At 42.0% G+C, this 17,691-nt stretch carries 16 protein-coding genes; 11 read left to right on the forward strand and 5 right to left on the reverse strand.

Going from position 1 to position 17,691, the window contains the following annotated elements; all coding sequences use genetic code 11:
- Nucleotides 1-162: 162 nt before the first annotated feature.
- From AC1XUO_RS05675 to AC1XUO_RS05710, 8 genes are all read left to right on the forward strand, one after another.
- Nucleotides 163-1,791, forward strand: coding sequence for a MutS-related protein (locus AC1XUO_RS05675; protein WP_483328800.1), 1,629 nt, complete (start codon nt 163-165; stop codon nt 1,789-1,791).
- Nucleotides 1,792-1,976: 185 nt separating this feature from the next.
- Complete coding sequence (locus AC1XUO_RS05680) at nt 1,977-2,555, forward strand: Crp/Fnr family transcriptional regulator (protein ID WP_483328801.1); 579 nt, start codon at nt 1,977-1,979, stop codon at nt 2,553-2,555.
- 95 nt (nt 2,556-2,650) lie between these two features.
- A complete protein-coding gene (locus AC1XUO_RS05685; protein WP_483328802.1) occupies nt 2,651-3,187 on the forward strand; it encodes a YceI family protein in 537 nt (178 codons plus the stop codon).
- A 10-nt stretch (nt 3,188-3,197) separates the two neighbouring features.
- Nucleotides 3,198-3,419, forward strand: coding sequence for a tautomerase family protein (locus AC1XUO_RS05690; protein ID WP_483328803.1), 222 nt, complete (start codon nt 3,198-3,200; stop codon nt 3,417-3,419).
- A gap of 18 nt (nt 3,420-3,437) precedes the next feature.
- Entirely contained in the window at nt 3,438-4,184 is a 747-nt protein-coding gene (locus tag AC1XUO_RS05695; protein WP_483328804.1) for an SDR family NAD(P)-dependent oxidoreductase, read from the forward strand.
- 30 nt (nt 4,185-4,214) lie between these two features.
- Nucleotides 4,215-4,643, forward strand: a complete 429-nt coding sequence (locus tag AC1XUO_RS05700; RefSeq protein WP_483328805.1) for a nuclear transport factor 2 family protein — start codon at nt 4,215-4,217, stop codon at nt 4,641-4,643.
- Nucleotides 4,644-4,647: 4 nt separating this feature from the next.
- A complete protein-coding gene (locus AC1XUO_RS05705) occupies nt 4,648-5,724 on the forward strand; it encodes an NAD(P)H-dependent flavin oxidoreductase (RefSeq protein WP_483328806.1) in 1,077 nt (358 codons plus the stop codon).
- A gap of 102 nt (nt 5,725-5,826) precedes the next feature.
- A complete protein-coding gene (locus tag AC1XUO_RS05710; RefSeq protein ID WP_483328807.1) occupies nt 5,827-6,831 on the forward strand; it encodes a pectinesterase family protein in 1,005 nt (334 codons plus the stop codon).
- A 112-nt stretch (nt 6,832-6,943) separates the two neighbouring features.
- Here the strand turns inward: AC1XUO_RS05710 and AC1XUO_RS05715 are convergent, their stop codons facing one another.
- The 5 genes from AC1XUO_RS05715 to AC1XUO_RS05735 form a co-directional block, all read right to left on the reverse strand.
- Nucleotides 6,944-8,608 (reverse strand): hypothetical protein, encoded by a 1,665-nt coding sequence (locus AC1XUO_RS05715; RefSeq protein WP_483328808.1) that lies wholly within the window; start codon nt 8,606-8,608, stop codon nt 6,944-6,946.
- A 209-nt stretch (nt 8,609-8,817) separates the two neighbouring features.
- Nucleotides 8,818-10,347 carry a SulP family inorganic anion transporter gene (locus AC1XUO_RS05720; protein WP_483328809.1) on the reverse strand — a complete coding sequence of 510 codons (1,530 nt, stop codon included), beginning with the start codon at nt 10,345-10,347 and terminating at the stop codon, nt 8,818-8,820.
- A 642-nt stretch (nt 10,348-10,989) separates the two neighbouring features.
- On the reverse strand, nt 10,990-11,427 hold the full coding sequence (locus tag AC1XUO_RS05725) for a hypothetical protein (RefSeq protein ID WP_483328810.1): 438 nt from the start codon (nt 11,425-11,427) through the stop codon (nt 10,990-10,992).
- Between the two features lie 129 nt (nt 11,428-11,556).
- Nucleotides 11,557-12,711 (reverse strand): PepSY-associated TM helix domain-containing protein, encoded by a 1,155-nt coding sequence (locus AC1XUO_RS05730; RefSeq protein ID WP_483328811.1) that lies wholly within the window; start codon nt 12,709-12,711, stop codon nt 11,557-11,559.
- 13 nt (nt 12,712-12,724) lie between these two features.
- A complete protein-coding gene (locus AC1XUO_RS05735) occupies nt 12,725-15,043 on the reverse strand; it encodes a TonB-dependent siderophore receptor (protein ID WP_483328812.1) in 2,319 nt (772 codons plus the stop codon).
- Between the two features lie 387 nt (nt 15,044-15,430).
- Between AC1XUO_RS05735 and AC1XUO_RS05740 the strand changes: the two genes are divergently transcribed.
- From AC1XUO_RS05740 to AC1XUO_RS05750, 3 genes are read left to right on the forward strand one after another with little or no spacing between them, the layout of a single operon-like run.
- Entirely contained in the window at nt 15,431-15,988 is a 558-nt protein-coding gene (locus AC1XUO_RS05740; RefSeq protein ID WP_483328813.1) for an RNA polymerase sigma factor, read from the forward strand.
- On the forward strand, nt 15,978-16,799 hold the full coding sequence (locus AC1XUO_RS05745) for a HEAT repeat domain-containing protein (protein ID WP_483328814.1): 822 nt from the start codon (nt 15,978-15,980) through the stop codon (nt 16,797-16,799). Before AC1XUO_RS05740 ends, AC1XUO_RS05745 begins: the two co-directional genes overlap by 11 nt.
- 33 nt (nt 16,800-16,832) lie before the next feature.
- A complete protein-coding gene (locus tag AC1XUO_RS05750; protein WP_483328815.1) occupies nt 16,833-17,624 on the forward strand; it encodes a DUF4097 family beta strand repeat-containing protein in 792 nt (263 codons plus the stop codon).
- The last annotated feature ends 67 nt before the right edge of the window (nt 17,625-17,691 follow it).

Below are 17,691 nucleotides of genomic sequence, written 5' to 3' on the forward strand. Positions count from 1 at the left end.
TCAGGATTAAGTGATAAACGGTTAGTATAAAAAACATTTCACGGCATTATTTAACGGAAGAAATGGTTTGCGATCCAGGAAATTGAGTTAGTTCTGAGCCCATAGCGTTCAAAAATATACATAGTCCTACTTCACGGGGACAGATCAAAAAATCTATTATTCATGAGAAGGAAGAAATTAATGGCTCAGTTGAAAGTCAATGCTGGCAAGATAAAGTCGGACAATTTCGATTTTGGTAAAATCGAGCGTTTCTTTTTGCTGAGTGACAAAAAAGATTTCTATCAGATAATTCCGGACCGGACTTTTCAAGATCTCGATCTGGACGAAGTATTCATGTTTTTGGATCGTACAGTTTCAAAAGTTGGTCAACAGTTTTTATATCACGTGCTGCGAACAATACCGGGCACAACGGAACGAGTTGAAAAATTTGAGAAAATCATTCAGATTTTGAAACAAAATCCGGAAGTACGCGACCAGCTTATGGTTGAAATAGCATCGTTAAACAAAAACGATGCTTATTATATTTCATCTCTTTTTCTGGAAAAACACATCCAAAAACCCGGTTGGTTTTGGATTATTCCAATTCTGTCATTTGTCAGTCTCTCACTGGTTTTAGTATCATTTGTTTTCCCGAAAGCACTCATTTTCCTGGTTTTATTGCTTGCAGTCAACTTTGGTATTCACTATTGGAATAAAATTAATATTTATAAATACAGCGGTTCCATTCCTCAATTGCTAAGATTAAACCAGGTCGCGGGCATAATCACAAAACTCGACGTCATGAAAGACGTTAGCCCCGGTATCGACAGTTCAATTAAGGCGATAGACAGTCTCGGTATTCAGATGTCACTTTTTAAGATGGAGGTAAAACTCCAAAGTGAGGTTGGTTTGGCCGTGGAGTATCTGGTTGAACTGATTAAAGCGCTATTTCTGATTGAGCCATTGGTTCTTTATAATGTCCTGAAAGAACTGGACTCAATAAGGACGCAAATCCAGCAAGTTTATGAATTTGTCGGAGAGATTGATGTGGCGATGTCCATCATTTATTTACGGGGTGACATTCCTTATTTTTGTTTTCCAGCGTTGACAACTGCACAAAAACACCTGAAAGCAGTTGAGGTGTATCATCCGCTGATTTATCAATCTGTTCCAAATTCAATTGATCTTGAAGCGCGATCTGCTTTGTTGACCGGATCTAATATGTCTGGAAAGACAACATTTATTCGCGCCATCGGGATTAACGCCATTACGGCGCAAACGATCAATACTTGTTTTGCAAGAGAATTTACCTTGCCGGTGTTGAAAATACACTCTGCGATCCGGATTGCTGACGATCTTTTAAGCGAAAAGAGTTATTATTTTGAGGAGGTTTTAGCCATCAAAGATTTACTTAACGAAAGCTGCTCAGGTTTGCCAAACTTATTCCTGCTTGATGAAATGTTTAAGGGAACGAATACCGTTGAGCGGATAGCCTCAGGCAAAGCGGTTTTGAATTTTCTGAATAAGGGTGATCATATTGTCTTTGTAGCAACCCATGATCTGGAACTGGCTGAATTATTAAAGGACAAATTTTCCTTATATCATTTTACGGAAATTGTTATGGACGGCGTTATTGTTTTCGACTATAAGATCAAACCTGGAACTTTAAATAATACGAATGCCATTAGAATATTGGAATTGAATGGATATCCCAAAGAAGTGACAGACGAAGCAGCATTTCTGGCAAAACGTATTTTTGATAGTAAAAAAAAGCAAACATTAACTGAGATAGCCGCCGGTCAGACTACCTAATTATGTCAGAAGTGAAACTTAATCTTAGACAGGTTAAATAGGCTTTTACGTTATTCCGGGCTGGTATCCCGGTTATTGAACATTGTTAGAAATTCTACCAATTGAATTCATCACAGATTATACGCTACACAAGAATTAGTGAAATTGAGAGTTTCAAATTAGGTCATTGAAATTTACTGGAATGCATGGAAGGGAAAGAACTTTTGAAGCAGCATATTGCAAAAACGGTCAGCCTGACTGATGATCAGTTTGACTATGTTTTTACTCATTTTGAATCCCAGTCTTACAAGAAAGGACAGGTGATTATTGGTGACGGGCAAAAAGTGGATCATGAATACTTTGTGGTTTCTGGTTGCCTCAAGGCTTTCTACATCACTGATGAAATCAAAATGTACATTCTTCAGTTTGCAATGCCAACCTGGTGGACTTCCGACTACGGCGCTTTATACAATCAAACCAGGGCAACTATTAACGTGGATTGCATTGCTGATGCCGAAGTGTTGCGGCTTTCGAACGAGGATCGGGAAAAGCTGTGCAGCGAGTTACATCAAATTGAACATTTTTTCCGGTGGCGTACAAACAAGGGATATCTTGCTTCCCAAAAAAGGCTTTTGTCCTTTATGAATAACGATACAAAAGCCCGGTATGAGGAATTGCTGGCTATGTATCCACAACTCTACAATTTGGTTCCAAAACACCTGATTGCCGCTTATCTGGGCGTATCGCGCGAGACGCTCAGCAGGCTTTATAACAATCATAAATAATCCCGATACGAATGTGATGTAGGTCACGTAAGTGCCAGGCGTTTCTTGCTGTCCTTTGTGTTATCAAATTTTATTCATTGATAACATAAAAGAAAATGGAAACAAATAAATTCAGAGTTGACAGCGCTAAGAGCGGCATTGACTGGACAGGAAAAAAAGTAACTGGTACCCACAACGGCTCGATTGACATTGAATCGGGAACGCTGATCGTGACCGATGGAATGCTCAGCGGAGGTGATTTTACCATTGACGTAAGCACGATCAAAATCCAGGATGTTACAGATCCGGATTTAAACGCACAATTTGCAGGCCACCTATTTTCAGAAGATTTTTTCTCTCTTGAACAGTATCCTCTCGCCTCATTTGCCATTACGAGTGCAACTTATCTGGGAAACAACAATTATAAGATTACAGGAAATCTAACGATTAAAGGCATAACACATGCTGCAAGCTTTCCTGCTGAGGTTGCCATTTCGGATGGTACTGTTAGAGCCGCTGGTAAAATTATTGTTGATCGTACTAAATACGATATGAAATTTCGTTCAGGTAACTTTTTTACTAATCTTGGTGATACCCTGATCTACAACGAATTTGAATTAGACGTGAAGTTGAACGCTTTGATCACCTTTTAATTTCTCAGCCATGCCCTATGTAAAAATAGAGGTAACCCGTGAAGGTGTTACCCGCCAGCAAAAACAAGCCCTCATTGCAGGCGTGACAAACCTGATCACAGAAGTGCTCGACAAGGATCCCAAACTTACCCATGTCGTAATTCAGGAAATTGAACTGGATGATTGGGGTTATGCAGGAGAGCAGGTGTCGGTGCTGCGGGAAAATGGGATTACAGCCAACAGAAATAAGTAATAAAAATTAAACAAGAAAATGAAAGCACTAACCGTCATCGTCACCGGCGCATCCACCGGAATTGGAAAAGCTATTGCTGGCTCGTTTCTAGAAAATGGATATAACGTCGTGATTAATTCTGTAAGTGAAGAAAATCTGAGGGCAACATTTATTGAGCTGGGTAACCACAAGCGGTTGGCAATGGTGACTGGTGATATAAGCAATCCCGCAACAGGTAAGCTGCTGGTTGAATTCGCCGTGAGCCGATTTGGAGAAGTGAACGTACTGATCAATAACGCCGGTATTTTCGAGCCTAAATCTTTTCTGGAAGTTGATGAACAATACCTCGACCGATTTTTGAGTATAAATTTGAAAGGTACTTTTTTTACAACCCAGGCAGCCATCAAGCAAATGCTTAATCAAGGAGAAGGTTCTGTAATCAATATTGGTACCGTTTTGGTGGAACATGCAATCGGTGGTTTTCCGGCAACTGCTCCTGTCGCCAGTAAAGGTGGAATTCATGCTTTGACCAGACAACTTGCCGCAGAATTTGGTAACAATAATATCCGTGTAAATGGAATTGCACCAGGTGTTATAAGAAGTCCGTTGCAAGCTAAAACCGGTGTTGATGACGCTGACAGTCTTGCTGGTCTTCACCTGTTAAACCGCATCGGCGAAACACAGGATGTTGCGGAACTGGCGCTTTATCTGGCAAAAAGTAATTTTGTTAACGGTGAGATAATCAATCTGGATGGAGGGCATGTCGCCGGCCATCACATGGCATAAGGGTAGAATAAGAAAAGTATTTTTGAAGGTATGCGAAGGGTGACAAACCCGGAGCATACCATTTTTACAATGGAAGGAAAAATGGACAATTATTCAGAGAATGCAGCGGCCGTATCCGTTGTGTTAAATAATTATTTTAAAGGTGTTTATACAGGAGACAAAGTATTACTTCGACAAGTGTTTCATCCGGCGGCCCTGGTAATCGGCGATATTAAAGGACAACCTTACTTCAAAAGCCTTGCAGAGTACCTCTATGGCGTTGAGAATCGGAAAAGCCCTTTTGAATTAAACGAAACATTCAGGATGGAAATAATTTCGATTGAAATTATAAATTCCATTGCAATTGCCAAAGTACATCTGCCTATGTTTGAATTTAATTATTACGACCTGCTGTCTCTCAATAAAACGGGGCGGGAATGGGTTATAGTGAATAAATTATTAACGCACGTAAGCAACTAAAGTCATGTGGAATCAAACCAAAATCACAGAGCTTTTAGGTATCCGGTATCCCATATTTTTAGGTCCGATGGGTGGCGGATTTTCAACGCCCGACCTTGCGGCTGCTGTGTCAAATGCGGGCGGTTTAGGTAGTCTGGGGGCTTATACGTTAAAACCAGAGGAGATTTTGGAAGCTGCCAAATCGATTGAGATGAAAACCGATAAGCCCTATAATATCAACCTGTGGGTTTCGGATGTGGATGCGCGTCTCACCGATTATCAGAATGAGGATATGGAAAAAGTGAAGGCGATTTTCAAACCTTACTTTGATGAACTTGGAATAGAAATGCCAGTACTGGATTGTAATATTCCGTCAAAATTTGAAAAACAGGTGGAAGCCCTTTTCGAGATTAGGCCTGCTGTTTTCAGTTTTATATTTGGTATTCCCTCAACCGAGATTCTTCGGGAAGCGCAACGGTTAGGTATCGTGACAGTCGGAGCAGCTACAACGCTGGATGAGGCGCTTGCGCTGGAGGAAGCAAAAGTCGATGCCATTGTGGCCGCAGGTTTTGAAGCCGGCGGACACAAACCTTCTTTTTTGCGTTCGGCAGAAGACTCTTTTACAGGGACTTTCACGCTTGTACAGCAACTTAAAAGAAAAATCAAAATACCTGTTATCGCGGCTGGAGGTATCGTTGATGGTAAAGGAATTGCAGCTTCTTTTATTTTGGGTGCCGATGCTGTCCAATTGGGAACTGCTTTTCTAGTTACGGATGAATCTAATGCCAGCCCACTGCACAAAGCTGCTCTTTTATCGGAAGAGGTAAAATCTACTGTGTTATCCAAATCTTTAACCGGGCGGATGGGTAGAATGATTGGCAACCGGATCCCAGAAGAAGTACCGAACCATATTCCTGTTTTGCCATTTCCGTTGCAAACCCGTCTGATGGGTCCTTTGAGAGAAGCAGCCATTTCTCAGGGAAAAACAGATATGCTGAATTTTTGGTCCGGACAGAATCCAGTAAAATTAAAATATACCAAAGCTGATGAACTAATGAGGGTTTTGATTCGGGAGACTGACCAGGTATTCGAAGAAAAATAAAGTCGGCGGTGGAAATTATTTTTGTGTTATATCAATTTTTATTAAAATTTTTGCGGTGATCACTGTGCTTCTTTGACTTTAACGAAAGCAAACTAATTTAATATGTTCAAGAAAATCGCGAGTCTGGTTTTAGGGTTATTTTGGTGTGTTGTAACGAATGCCCAGGTGCAGGTGGTTGAGCAAAAATTTACGGTTGCGCAGGATGGCAGTGGAGATTACAAAACGATACAGGAAGCAGTCAATGCCGTGAGAGATCATTCGGAATTGAAAGCCATTATCCGGATCAAAAAGGGAATTTACAAGGAAAAACTGGTCATTCCGGCCTGGAAAAAGAATATTTCATTGATTGGTGAAATTATGGAAGAAACAATTATAACCAATGCTGACTACTCCGGAAAAGATTTTCCTGGAAAAGACTTTACCCAAAACACGAAATTCAGCACCTACACTTCTTACACAGTGCTTGTTCAGGCCAACGATTGCAATCTTCAAAACCTGACGATCGAAAACACGGCAGGACGGGTAGGGCAGGCGGTTGCGTTGGCGACAGAGGCTGACAGAATTGACATACGCAACTGCAATATTTTAGGGAATCAGGATACGCTCTACAGTTCAAAAGATGGCAGAAATTACTTTAAGGACTGTTTTATTTCCGGTACTACGGATTTTATTTTTGGAGAAGCAACCGTTGTCTTCCAGAATTGTGTGATCAAAAGTTTAGCTGATTCTTACATTACTGCCGCTTCGACAACCAAGAACCAGGCTTTTGGTTTTGTTTTTTTTAATTGTAAACTGATTGCTTCGAACGACGCAACCAAAGTTTATCTTGGACGTCCATGGCGGCCTTATGCGAAAACTGTTTTCATAGATACTGAGATGGGCAAGCATATTTTAAAGCAAGGCTGGGACCCCTGGAAAGGCGATAATATGTTTCCTGAAAAAGAGAAAACAACCTTTTATGCAGAGTTCAACAGCTCAGGAAAAGGCGCGAGTCCGGAAACTCGAACTCCCTGGTCGAGACAGCTTTCAAAAACGGAACGTCAAAAATATACTTTGAAAAATATCTTTTCAGGCTGGATTCCACCAGAAAATTTAGTCCGAAAATAGCGTGTAATTAATGCATGATAGTTGGGAGAAATTTTAACGAATTACGATTTGTAAATGTTTTAGTGCAGGTTGCCGGCTTTCGGTAATCTGCACTAAAAATTTATAGAATTGACTACATTAAGTCCAGCTCGGAATCTGTAAGTTGAAACGTCATGTCATTATCTTCCCGTTTCAGCAGGCCTATTTTGTATGTGAGAGAATCATTGGAGGCTTTATAAAAGAATGGATTGATTATACCCTGAAATCCGGGCTCAAATAACTTCCCTCTTAACCAAAACGAAGCGAAACCAGCATTTGGGGTACGGCGGACCGGATACAGAATCTGCCTTGTCGGGTGATACAGGACTACATAAGTGGTTTCGTCAGGCAATGAACCGTTTGGGCAAAGCTCGCAATCGATCGAACGTTCGCTGACCGTTAATGTGTCTCCCTTGCACTGAACAGGGATTTGCAAAGCCTGGTGAATTTGTGACAATTCTTCTTTGGTTTCATTGAGCGGAGTAAAAACTTTTTTGATCAGCAACGAATCTGGCTGTGCAAGCTGGGACGTGTTGTGAAACGATAGCAGAATTTCGCTTCTGAACTGATACATGGCAGGCAGATTTTTTTGAAAGATCGATAGCCAAACCAAGATCGCAACCGGCAGCGCGGCCAGTGCCAGTAACCTTGCCCTGGTTTTAAAAAACAACAGAGCCATGCAAAAAATACAGATGATCAGCATCGTGGGATAGAGTTGGTATCGGCTGATAATAGCCGCTTGGTAATCACCTTGTTCTATACGCGTATGAGATAAAATTGCTGCTGAAAAAAGAACGAACACAGCCACTTGAATCAGTACCAGTAAAAAGTAATGTTCCTTTTTCAGTTCGCTGTTTCTTACAAATATTTTCCACAGTTTTATAATACCCGCACTAACCAATAATACGGCGAGACCGGAGATGATAAACCCACAGGTAATTATAAATTCTGGACTGGTGATTTTAGGATGTACGGCGCAGACTTGTCCAAGAAATGCGGCAAATCCAAATAATTTATCTTTCAAAGGAGCTGGTGCACCTTCAAAAGTTGAATAGGTTCGGGTACTTTCATATCCAAAAAAGTACAAAGCTGATAACAGCACTGTGAATCCCAACCAATAAGCCAGATGTCGCCACCGTTTTTGAAAAACAAAACTTAACATACCTATACCAAGAACAAAAAAACCATTTCCCGAAGTGTAGCAGGTAACGACGGCGACCAGAAAAGAAAATTTCCATGCTGTTTTATCAGGACTGGCCAAGAGGGTAAACAGAAGCAGATATAAAAAGTGAATTGTTATGTTTTGCAGCGAGGCCATTGCCCATAATGAATTCTCAAAAAACTGGAACTGAAATAAATACCAGCCGATACAAAGTATAGCCCAGTTTGAGCTTCCAACACGTTTCATCCACCATAAAACCAACAGCCAGATTCCGATCAGTGGTAAATTTCCAATGAAGATCAATTTGGAATAGGAAAGACTTTTTGCACCGGTGAAATAATCGATCAGAAACCAGATCCTTGTGTATGCGATCCTGTGCTCATTAAGCTGGGCAAAAATAATTTTTATCTTTTCCCAAAAAGACTCAACGGTGACGATATGTGCGATTTCGAGCTGCACGATATAATCATCAAATGCAGGCAAGCCTTTATGAAGTAACCCGATTGTCAAAGCATATAACGATGGGGGAAGTAATAGGCAGATATACCAGAAGACCGGATTGATTTTTCCAGCCGTAAAGACGTTTTTCTTGTTCATGAGTGCAGTTATTTAGTGATTCCTCGTAAAAGAAAGGACCAGAAATACGACTTATTGAGATGTTGTAAAATAGCAGTCCCGCCTGAATTGATTTCCAGGAAAGGTGGTTGTTTGATGAAATAGGTAGCCAGATATAATAAGCAGAAGAGCAAAAACGAAAGTTGATGTTTCTGCTTGCGGCGACCTGTCCAGTTCATGTATGATCTGATTTACACGGCAACCTGATAGTTGGGGTCTTCCAAAATATTCACATCGATCACATCAGCAGCATTTGCGAGCAGCTTTCTGCAATCGGGACTTAAATGTTTTAAATGCACTTTTTTGCCAGCTGCATGGTACCTTTCTGTAATCTTGCTGAGTGCTTCGATTCCCGACATATCCGCAACCCTGCTTTCAGAAAAATCAATGATCACTTCTGCGGGATCACCGGCTATGTCAAATTTCTCGTTGAACGCAGTAACTGACCCAAAGAACAGCGGACCATAAATTTTGTAGTTTTTGGCTCCGTTTTCATCTACTGATTTGTGCGCGCGGATTCGTTTGGCACTTTCCCAGGCAAAGACCAGCGCAGAAATAATCACCCCGATCAAAACAGCCAGTGCCAGATTATGAAGGTAAATGGTTATGGCAGCCACCAGCATTCCGACGAATACATCCTGTTTTGGCATTTTATTGATGATCCGGAAGCTAACCCATTCAAAGGTGCCGACTGCTACCATGATCATTACGCCGGTGAGTGCAGCCATTGGCACGAGTTCAATAATCGGCGCACCAAACAGAATGATCATCAGAATTGTTAACGATGCCACAATTCCCGAAAGACGCGCTCGCGCTCCGGCAGAAAGGTTCACAAGGGTCTGGGCAATCATCGGGCAACCGCCCATACCGGAGAAAAATCCATTTAAGATATTGGCAGTTCCTTGTGCCAGGCACTCTCTGTTTCCATTTCCTTTTGTACCAGTAATTTCATCGACCAAATTCAGTGTCAGCAAACCTTCGGTGAGTCCGACACCTGCCATGATCAAAGCGTAGGGGGAAATAATTTGAAGTGTAGCAAAATTAACAGGGACATTAGGAAGATGAAACGGAGGAAATCCGCCACTTACAGAAGCAATGTCCCGGACTGTTTTCGTATCAATACCAAAACCCAGTACAACTGCGAAAACCACTACAATGGCGACTAAGGAGGGGGGGGCGGCTTTTGTAATTTTAGGAAGAAGAATGATAATCCCGATGGTCAGCAAAACCAGACCTGACATAACAATAAGTGGCGTGCCGCTCAGCCAGGCCGTTTCGCCATTGACCACAGTTTTAAATTGCTCAAGCTGAGACATGAAAATAACTACTGCCAGCCCGTTAACGAATCCGTACATTACTGGCTGAGGTACCAGGCGGACGAATTTGCCAAACTTCAAGACACCGACAAGAATCTGTATTACCCCCGCTAAAGCAACTGCTGCAAAGACATACTCAATACCATTTGATTTCATCAACGCGATCAGAACAATGACAGTTGCGCCGGCTCCACCCGATATAAGTCCGGGCCTTCCACCAAAAATTGAGGTAACAAGACCCATGATAAATGCAGCGTAGAGTCCAACCAGGGGAGGGAAACCGGCAAGAATAGCAAAAGAAAGTGATTCAGGCATCATCGTCATGGCGACGGTCAGACCAGCCAGAATTTCGGTTTTATAATTTACTTTTAACGTAAAGTCAAAAAGATTGAAGTAACCCTTCATGTATATGAGGTGATAGATGGTTTGGACGGAGTTATCCTTCCGCCTTTAAAAAATATTTATCAGGATACATCTTCGGGCGTCAGGGTGGACTCCCCACAGGTGACATAGCAGTTTTGCAAACTACTGATACAGTATTTTTCAAAATATAAATATAGATGGATTGAAATGGAAGGAATACTCCCATTATGAAAAGAATTACGTTAAGAAATGGACGTAATCCTTCAGGGCGGACTCCCTACGGGTGAAGCGAAGTTGGGGCGATATGTTTGGCCTTGCTTTTTCATTGAAGTACGCAAGAAAGCCATTAGAGTTTAAAAATCCTAACACTAATTCGATTAAACTTTATTTAATTAGTTGATATACAACGGGATATTTTTAAGTAAATATAGAAATTGCTACTAATTTTTATATTAATTGCCCGAATTATGAAATTGTACTTAAGTGCTAGGAATTGGCTAACCCAATCCTATTTTTTAAATATAAAACGTAATATACTTCTGCCTTTGTTAAATCCAGTATCCTTCGTTCTCTAAAAAAACGTGAACTAATTCCGAATCAGGAAGTAAAAGATATGCAGAACTACCCAACTTCGCGGATTGTCATTTAGGGGCTGTCCGTCAGAGAAATAAAGAGTGGCCTGGTTTACAGTTGAGTTTTATACCCAACAAAGCGGAAATTACGCGTGTTGATCGATGCATCGGTGTATCCGCTTTCGACATAGGTGTATTTCCAATTTCCCCGAATCTCCAATGAGTCGCCGGAAAATGTGATATAAGCACTTAAAACTCGGTTGCTATTTTTATCAACCGGAATATTAAATCCCAACTGGTCACTAACCGGCACTGTCAGATCTAATGTGTCAAACCCCTGAATAAAATAATTTTCTCCATTCTTAACAACTGCAACTTCGATGTTTTCAGAGAATGGTTTTGAACCAGTAGGTATTGGCACACCTATGAGATCGGATCCCGATCGAACACCAGCATACTTCCCGCTGGCGTCGGGAAGCGATTCATTTTGTGTATGCGTTTTACACCCTAAAACTAGCCAGAATGCCAATAGATAACAGTATTTTTTCATAGCTAATAGTCACTTTTACTGTAATAAGGTTGAGTAAACGAAAATTATCAAATAACGGTTACATAAAGATAAAAAAAAACGATTACAGGGAATATTTTTATCAATTTCTCTTGGGCAAATGAAAGTGTTTTATCGGCAGTTTCTTTTTCTCCGATTTTTCTCTTTTTCCCGTTTCCACCAAATCAAAAAACCTGTAACCGGCAAACTAGCTGCAATTAGTCCTGCGAAGAAAGTCAGGATTTTACCCGGCAATCCGAGTACGGCGCCGGTGTGCAAATCAAAATTTAGCTGATAAAGCTGATCACCTCCGTTAAGGTCGGCGAAGGATGCTGCCCGAAGTAGTATTCCGGTATATTGGTCACAGTTTTCCTGCGAACGATCATAGCGGTTCCAGGTTTTCAGATAGGAAGAAATGTTAATCGTTCCGGTAGGCTTTGGAGGGAAAATAACGAGATAAGAGCGGGCACCGGGATTTCTCTGGCGAGCGGATAACAAAGCTTTGTCAATGCCGTTTCCGCTGGCAGATAATGTAGAATCTGATACAGGCAGTTTTGTTTTTTCAATGGTTGTCGCGCCATTGGCCACAAATCTGGCTGAATTTTCTACCCATTCAAAGACCCAGACCAGCCCGGTTAACGCTGTAATCAACAAAATTACGGAGGCATAAAATCCAAGAACATTGTGTAAATCGTAATTTACGCGTTTGCCACTGCCTCCCCATTTGATCCGGAAACTTTTGTCACGCCTAGTCTTGCTCCATTTCTTAGGCCACCATAATATTAAGCCGGATATCAGCAGCACTACAAACATCAGGACAGACCCGCCAACCACATAATGTCCAATCTTTTCTCCAAACATCATCCGCATGTGCAGGCCCAGTACCATCTGGAAGAACTCGTATTTTGTATTTTCAATTTTAACGACTTTCCCGTTGTAAGGATTGATATAAACGCGGTAATAGTATAGATAATAATCCCAGTAGGTAAGCCCGTCGGGATTTAGCTTTTGCGATCGGAACATGTAAGTCCGATCAGGCTGTGAAGTTATTTCAACTCTGTTAATCGGCCTGTTATCCAAAGCTTTTTTTGCCACCGTAAACAGGGTGCTTAGGGGTAAAACCTTTGTTTGTTCCGGTTTGATATAGAGCCGGTCATGGTAAAAAAGTGGCCTGAGTTCATCGACGAATGCATAAGTTGCACCGCTCAAACTGATAATAAACACAACAAGCCCGGACGTGAGTCCGAGCCAGAGGTGTATTTTCGTGATTGCTTTTTTAATAGTCACAGGTTCTTTTACTTTAAAACTTAAAAGTGATGTTGCCCGTGATGCGTAATGGGTTTTGTGCCGCCAAACGGTAAGACCAGTATTTTTCACTCGTCAGGTTGTCGGCTTTAAGTCCAATTCTGAATCTGGGTTGGTCATAGAATACCGAGGCATCCAGAACCGTGTAAGATGGGATGGTAAAAGTGAAAGTTTTGGTATTGCTCTGAAATGATTCACTACCGTATACACCGCCAAAACCGGCTCCAAGACCCTTTGCAGCACCTTTCACCAACCGGTAACTGATCCATAAATTGGCCATTCGGGGTGGACCCGCCGTGGTCGGGCGATATCCCTGAATGTTCTCGTTGCTTTTCGTATACTTACTGTCGTTGTAAGTGAACCCGGCCACAATGTTCAGTCCTGAAACGGGGTTGGCAATCAACTCTGCTTCAAAACCCTTGCTAAGCTGCGTTCCGTCCTGAATCGAGAAATTGACATGGTCCGGATCGTCGCGGGTGACATTGGTTACGGAAATATCATAATAGCTAAACGTTGCCGTCACAAAACGGTAATCCAGTTTCACACCGCCTTCAACCTGGTTTGCCTGGTTTGGTTTAAAAGTATTACCAAAAAAATCAGAGCCGCTGACATTGTTGAACCCGTTCATATAATTACCAAAAATCGAGATCTTGTCCTTGACGATCTGGTAAACCACGCCAAATTTTGGTGAAAGTGCGGTTTGCTTAAAGTCGCCGCCTGTGGAATCGGTGGCAGGGAAATAGGTGCCAAGGTTGGCGTATCGGTCTATGCGGAGACTGGCCATGGCCAATAACCGATCAGTAATATTCAACACATCCGACGCATAGGCACTATATGTCCGTTCATTGATCGAAACGAAATTGCTGTATGTGGCTGCGTTCAACAGCGGAGTTACCTTCGACAGATTAAAATTGTTGTAAGCGCTGCCCGGTTTTTTGAAATTAATGGCAGGCATGTTAACTGAGGCATCGTTGCGGGTGGCACGCAAACTATACACATCGATACCAGCCACGATCCGGTTTCTCAATGGACCCAAATGGAAATCGCCAATGAAGTTTTGTTGAAAATTAGTACCGTAGTAAGGATAGTCCTGATTGGTAACGGTCTGGCGCAAAGTTGAATCAGTAAGAATAGTCAGGCCGACAACATTTCCGTCAGCCGAAGACCTGGTTCTGGATACAACGGTTTGCGATGTCCACTGCGGCGATATTTTGTATTTGATTTGCCCGAAAATATTGTATTGCTGGCCGGCGTAATTGATTGTGTTATTCGCGAAGGATAATTTATATGGCATTCCTAATTCGGTGACACTTCTGGCTTTTCCTCTCGTCGATGGCGCAACCCGCATCGGTGACGTGGATTTATAACCGCTAAACTCAACATCTAAAAGTAATGTTAGGCGTTCATTCACCGCATACGAAAAGCTTGGGGCGATAAGAAAATTCCGTGCAAAACCTGCATCCTGAAAACTTCTTTCACTATGCATCGCCGTGTTCACGCGCAACAAAGCCGATTTATCCTCGTTGAGCGGTGTATTAATATCGAGCGTCAGGCGGTTGAGATCCCAGCTTCCAGCCGAGAAAGAGACTTCACCTTTAAAGGTATCAAATGGTTTTTTGGTAACCCGGTTGAACAATCCTCCGAAGGATGATAACGTGCTTCCAAAAAGCGTCGCGGATGGTCCCTTAATTACTTCGATACGTTCAAGATTAGCCGGGTCGATCGAAGAATACGTAAAACTTCCGACGCCGTTTCTGACAAGTTGTGGTGTCGCAAATCCTCTCGATATAGAGGTTGTTCTGCCTTGGTTTCTGACCTCGGCAATTCCTGCGCCGGGCACGTTTTTAAAAGCACTGTTATAATCAGTAACGATCTGTTCCTTCATAAGTTCTTTGCTGACAACGCTGTATACCTGCGGATTTTCCATATTGGAGATCGGCATTTTAGAAACATCGTCACTTTCTTTTTTTGCGAACCGGTTTCCACCGCTCGTGATGATTACCTCGTCGAGTTTACGTGAAGAAAAATCCAGTTGAACGGATAGATTGGCCGTTGGATTTTCTTCTGTGATTGAAGTTTCGGCTGTCGATGTTTCATATCCGATCATTGAAAATTCCACGGTATAGTTTCCAGCGGGAACGTTCTTAAATTCGAAACCTCCGTTGGTGTTGGCAATGGTGCCTTTCGAGGTATTTTTGATTTTGACAGATATTCCCCGTGCAGGCGCTCCGTCAATGGTGGTGACGATGCCTTTAATAATGCCTGCCTGATTCGACTGGGCATTGGCAGACGGGTTTACAATTGGAAAAAGCATCAATAGTAAAAGAGGTACTGATATTTTTTTTAAATAGAACTCGACTGTCCGAATTCGATTATGCATGAGCGTATTCATTACAACTAAAGGTAAAATCATAAAACTGCTTCTGACTTAAATTTTGTTATTTAGACTAATTACAAAGTAAATACAAAAAAACGTATAGTCAGCAGATGTGGCAGATTTTAATGTGGCAAGTGGTATTTTTAATTGCTTTTTAATGTTAAAACTGCTCGAATACATGCTAATTCCACAGTTTTTAATAGGCGTTGGTTTAAATTTTTAGTTTTTTATCAAGCGGTTAGCGGAAAACATTTTAGGAATATTGTAACCTTTTTTATTTATCCCGGTCTTCACGTCGAATTTATAACCTGATCTTCTATACACTTGAATTCACTGGCTGATAATGCGCTAATGCTCCGGGTAAAAGAGGGCGATTTGTTTCCGATGGGACTGCTGTTCAAGCGTTATCACCGCGAATTGTTCGGATTTTTTTATCACATGAACGGCAATCCTGATTTGTGTGAAGACATGGTTCAAACTGCTTTTTACCGGATGATCAGGTACAGAAATTCATTTTCGGGAGATGGGGCCTTCAGAAGCTGGATGTATCAGCTTGCACGAAATGTTCTTCTTGATCAGGTGCAACAAAACAAACGAACAAGTAATGATCGGAATTTGGACGATTATGCTGAAAGGATAGGAGGTGGTACGCTGGCAGATGAATCTCTGCACAAAATGGAACAGGCCTCACAGCTAAGAAATGCGCTGACCAGGTTAAGTGATGCCCACCGCGAGGTGCTGGTCATGCGTGAATATCAGGAGCTCAAATATAAAGAGATTGCCGAGATTCTGAATGTCACAGAAGGAGCAGTTAAGACACGGGTTCACCGGGCTATAAACGAGCTGAAAATTATTTATTTAAAAACAGAACATGAAAGGTAAAGACATCAGCTGCGAACAGGCAAAAGACTGGTTCTTGGATGAAATACAGGGAGATTTATCTTCTGACGAAAAATATTTGCTGGATGCGCATACAGCCCAATGTATAAGCTGCCAGGAGGAACTTGCGCTTATTTCGGAACTGAGGCAATGGCTGAAAACGGATCAGCCGCCGGAGCCAGGCCCTGACATGCAGACCAAATTCTTTGAAATGTTGTATCAGGATGGGCAGGAAACCGTCAGTTTACCTGTAAAATCTCCCAAAGATTCCAGGCTGATCGGGAGGCCTGGAATCTGGTTGCAAATTGCAGCCTCTGTTTTTCTGCTCTTTACCGGAGTTACAGCCGGATACTGGTTGCGCAACAGAGACACAGGCGAAGTTTCTCAACAACAGATTGATACCATGTCAAGACAGATTCAGGAAATGAGACAGATCATGATGATGACGTTGTTCGAAAATCCGTCTGCGTCAGAGCGGCTGCATGCCGTGAGTATTTCCACAGAGATCGATCAGGCGGATGATCAGGTCATCACGGCGCTGTTGACTACGCTCAATTTTGATTCCAATACGAACGTTCGGCTGGCGGCATTGGAGGCACTTATCAAATATACGGACAATCCGAAAGTCAGGAAGGAGCTTATCCAGTCACTTCCGCACCAGGAATCGCCTGTTGTCCAAATGGCACTGTCCGACCTGATGGTTAAATTACAGGAAAAGGGGGCGGTTAAGGCGCTTCGTCAGTTGCTTCATCAAAAAGGAATTCGTGGACGAGTGAAGGAAAAAGTCGAACAGTCTATTTTACAACTTTCATAAAATATTAATTAGCATCATTTAAATTCTTGAATAATGAACAGATACCTGAAAACTGGTCTCCTGCTATTGCTATGCACTGCGGTTGAGGCTCAAAGTAACAGCAAAGGTCAATTAGTCGTAAGTTTGGAGAATCCTGGTAAACCCGGAATGGTGGACATCAATCTGGTCTACGGTTCAATCCATGTTCAGGCTTATGCCGGAAATGACGTTATCGTTGATGCCTCGGGAGAATTGCCTGTGGAAAAAGGCCAGGGTATGAAGCGTCTGGTGAAAGGAAACCCACTTGGGCTTTCTGCTGAGGAAAAAAGCAATAATGTTACCATCAGTACCAACAGTGCGTTGTTTCCGGTAAATGTTTCCATAAAAGTACCACGCAGGACTTCTTTAAAACTAAGGACCTATGACAAGGGCGATATCATCGTGGAAAATGTCATAGGTACTATGGAGGTGGAAAATGTGAATGGTTCGATCACGTTGAATAATGTTGGTGGTTCAATCATTGCGAATACTTACAATGGACTTTTAAAGGCATCATTTCTGGAAGTCAGCCCAGATAGACCCATGGCATTTTCATCAATGGGCGGCAGGATTGATCTGTCCTATCCTGCATCATTGAAGGCGAACCTGAAAGTGAAATCAGAAAATGGGGAGGTTTTTAGTGATTTTGATATAGCGCAGAGTGCCTCTAAAACGATTAAGTCAACCAGTTCAGGTGTCAACAAATCTACGCTGGATGATTGGTTATACGGAAAGATCAGCGGCGGAGGACCGGAGATTATGATAAGCAATTATTACGGGAATATATACCTCAAAAAGCTTAAATAAGGTGAGGCTGCGAATAGGCAGACGATTTATGCCCATAACGTGCAGTATTTTGGGGAGAATTGCATCC

It is taken from the genome of Dyadobacter sp. HNCC25DJ186 (assembly GCF_056895235.1).

Coding starts and splice junctions, on each gene's coding strand:
- AC1XUO_RS05675 (WP_483328800.1), top strand. CDS start 163: ATGAGAAGGAAGAAATTAATGGCTCAGTTGAAAGTCAATGCTGGCAAG.
- AC1XUO_RS05680 (WP_483328801.1), top strand. CDS start 1,977: ATGGAAGGGAAAGAACTTTTGAAGCAGCATATTGCAAAAACGGTCAGC.
- AC1XUO_RS05685 (WP_483328802.1), top strand. CDS start 2,651: ATGGAAACAAATAAATTCAGAGTTGACAGCGCTAAGAGCGGCATTGAC.
- AC1XUO_RS05690 (WP_483328803.1), top strand. CDS start 3,198: ATGCCCTATGTAAAAATAGAGGTAACCCGTGAAGGTGTTACCCGCCAG.
- AC1XUO_RS05695 (WP_483328804.1), top strand. CDS start 3,438: ATGAAAGCACTAACCGTCATCGTCACCGGCGCATCCACCGGAATTGGA.
- AC1XUO_RS05700 (WP_483328805.1), top strand. CDS start 4,215: ATGCGAAGGGTGACAAACCCGGAGCATACCATTTTTACAATGGAAGGA.
- AC1XUO_RS05705 (WP_483328806.1), top strand. CDS start 4,648: ATGTGGAATCAAACCAAAATCACAGAGCTTTTAGGTATCCGGTATCCC.
- AC1XUO_RS05710 (WP_483328807.1), top strand. CDS start 5,827: ATGTTCAAGAAAATCGCGAGTCTGGTTTTAGGGTTATTTTGGTGTGTT.
- AC1XUO_RS05715 (WP_483328808.1), bottom strand. CDS start 8,608: ATGAACAAGAAAAACGTCTTTACGGCTGGAAAAATCAATCCGGTCTTC.
- AC1XUO_RS05720 (WP_483328809.1), bottom strand. CDS start 10,347: ATGAAGGGTTACTTCAATCTTTTTGACTTTACGTTAAAAGTAAATTAT.
- AC1XUO_RS05725 (WP_483328810.1), bottom strand. CDS start 11,427: ATGAAAAAATACTGTTATCTATTGGCATTCTGGCTAGTTTTAGGGTGT.
- AC1XUO_RS05735 (WP_483328812.1), bottom strand. CDS start 15,043: ATGCTTTTTCCAATTGTAAACCCGTCTGCCAATGCCCAGTCGAATCAG.
- AC1XUO_RS05745 (WP_483328814.1), top strand. CDS start 15,978: ATGAAAGGTAAAGACATCAGCTGCGAACAGGCAAAAGACTGGTTCTTG.
- AC1XUO_RS05750 (WP_483328815.1), top strand. CDS start 16,833: ATGAACAGATACCTGAAAACTGGTCTCCTGCTATTGCTATGCACTGCG.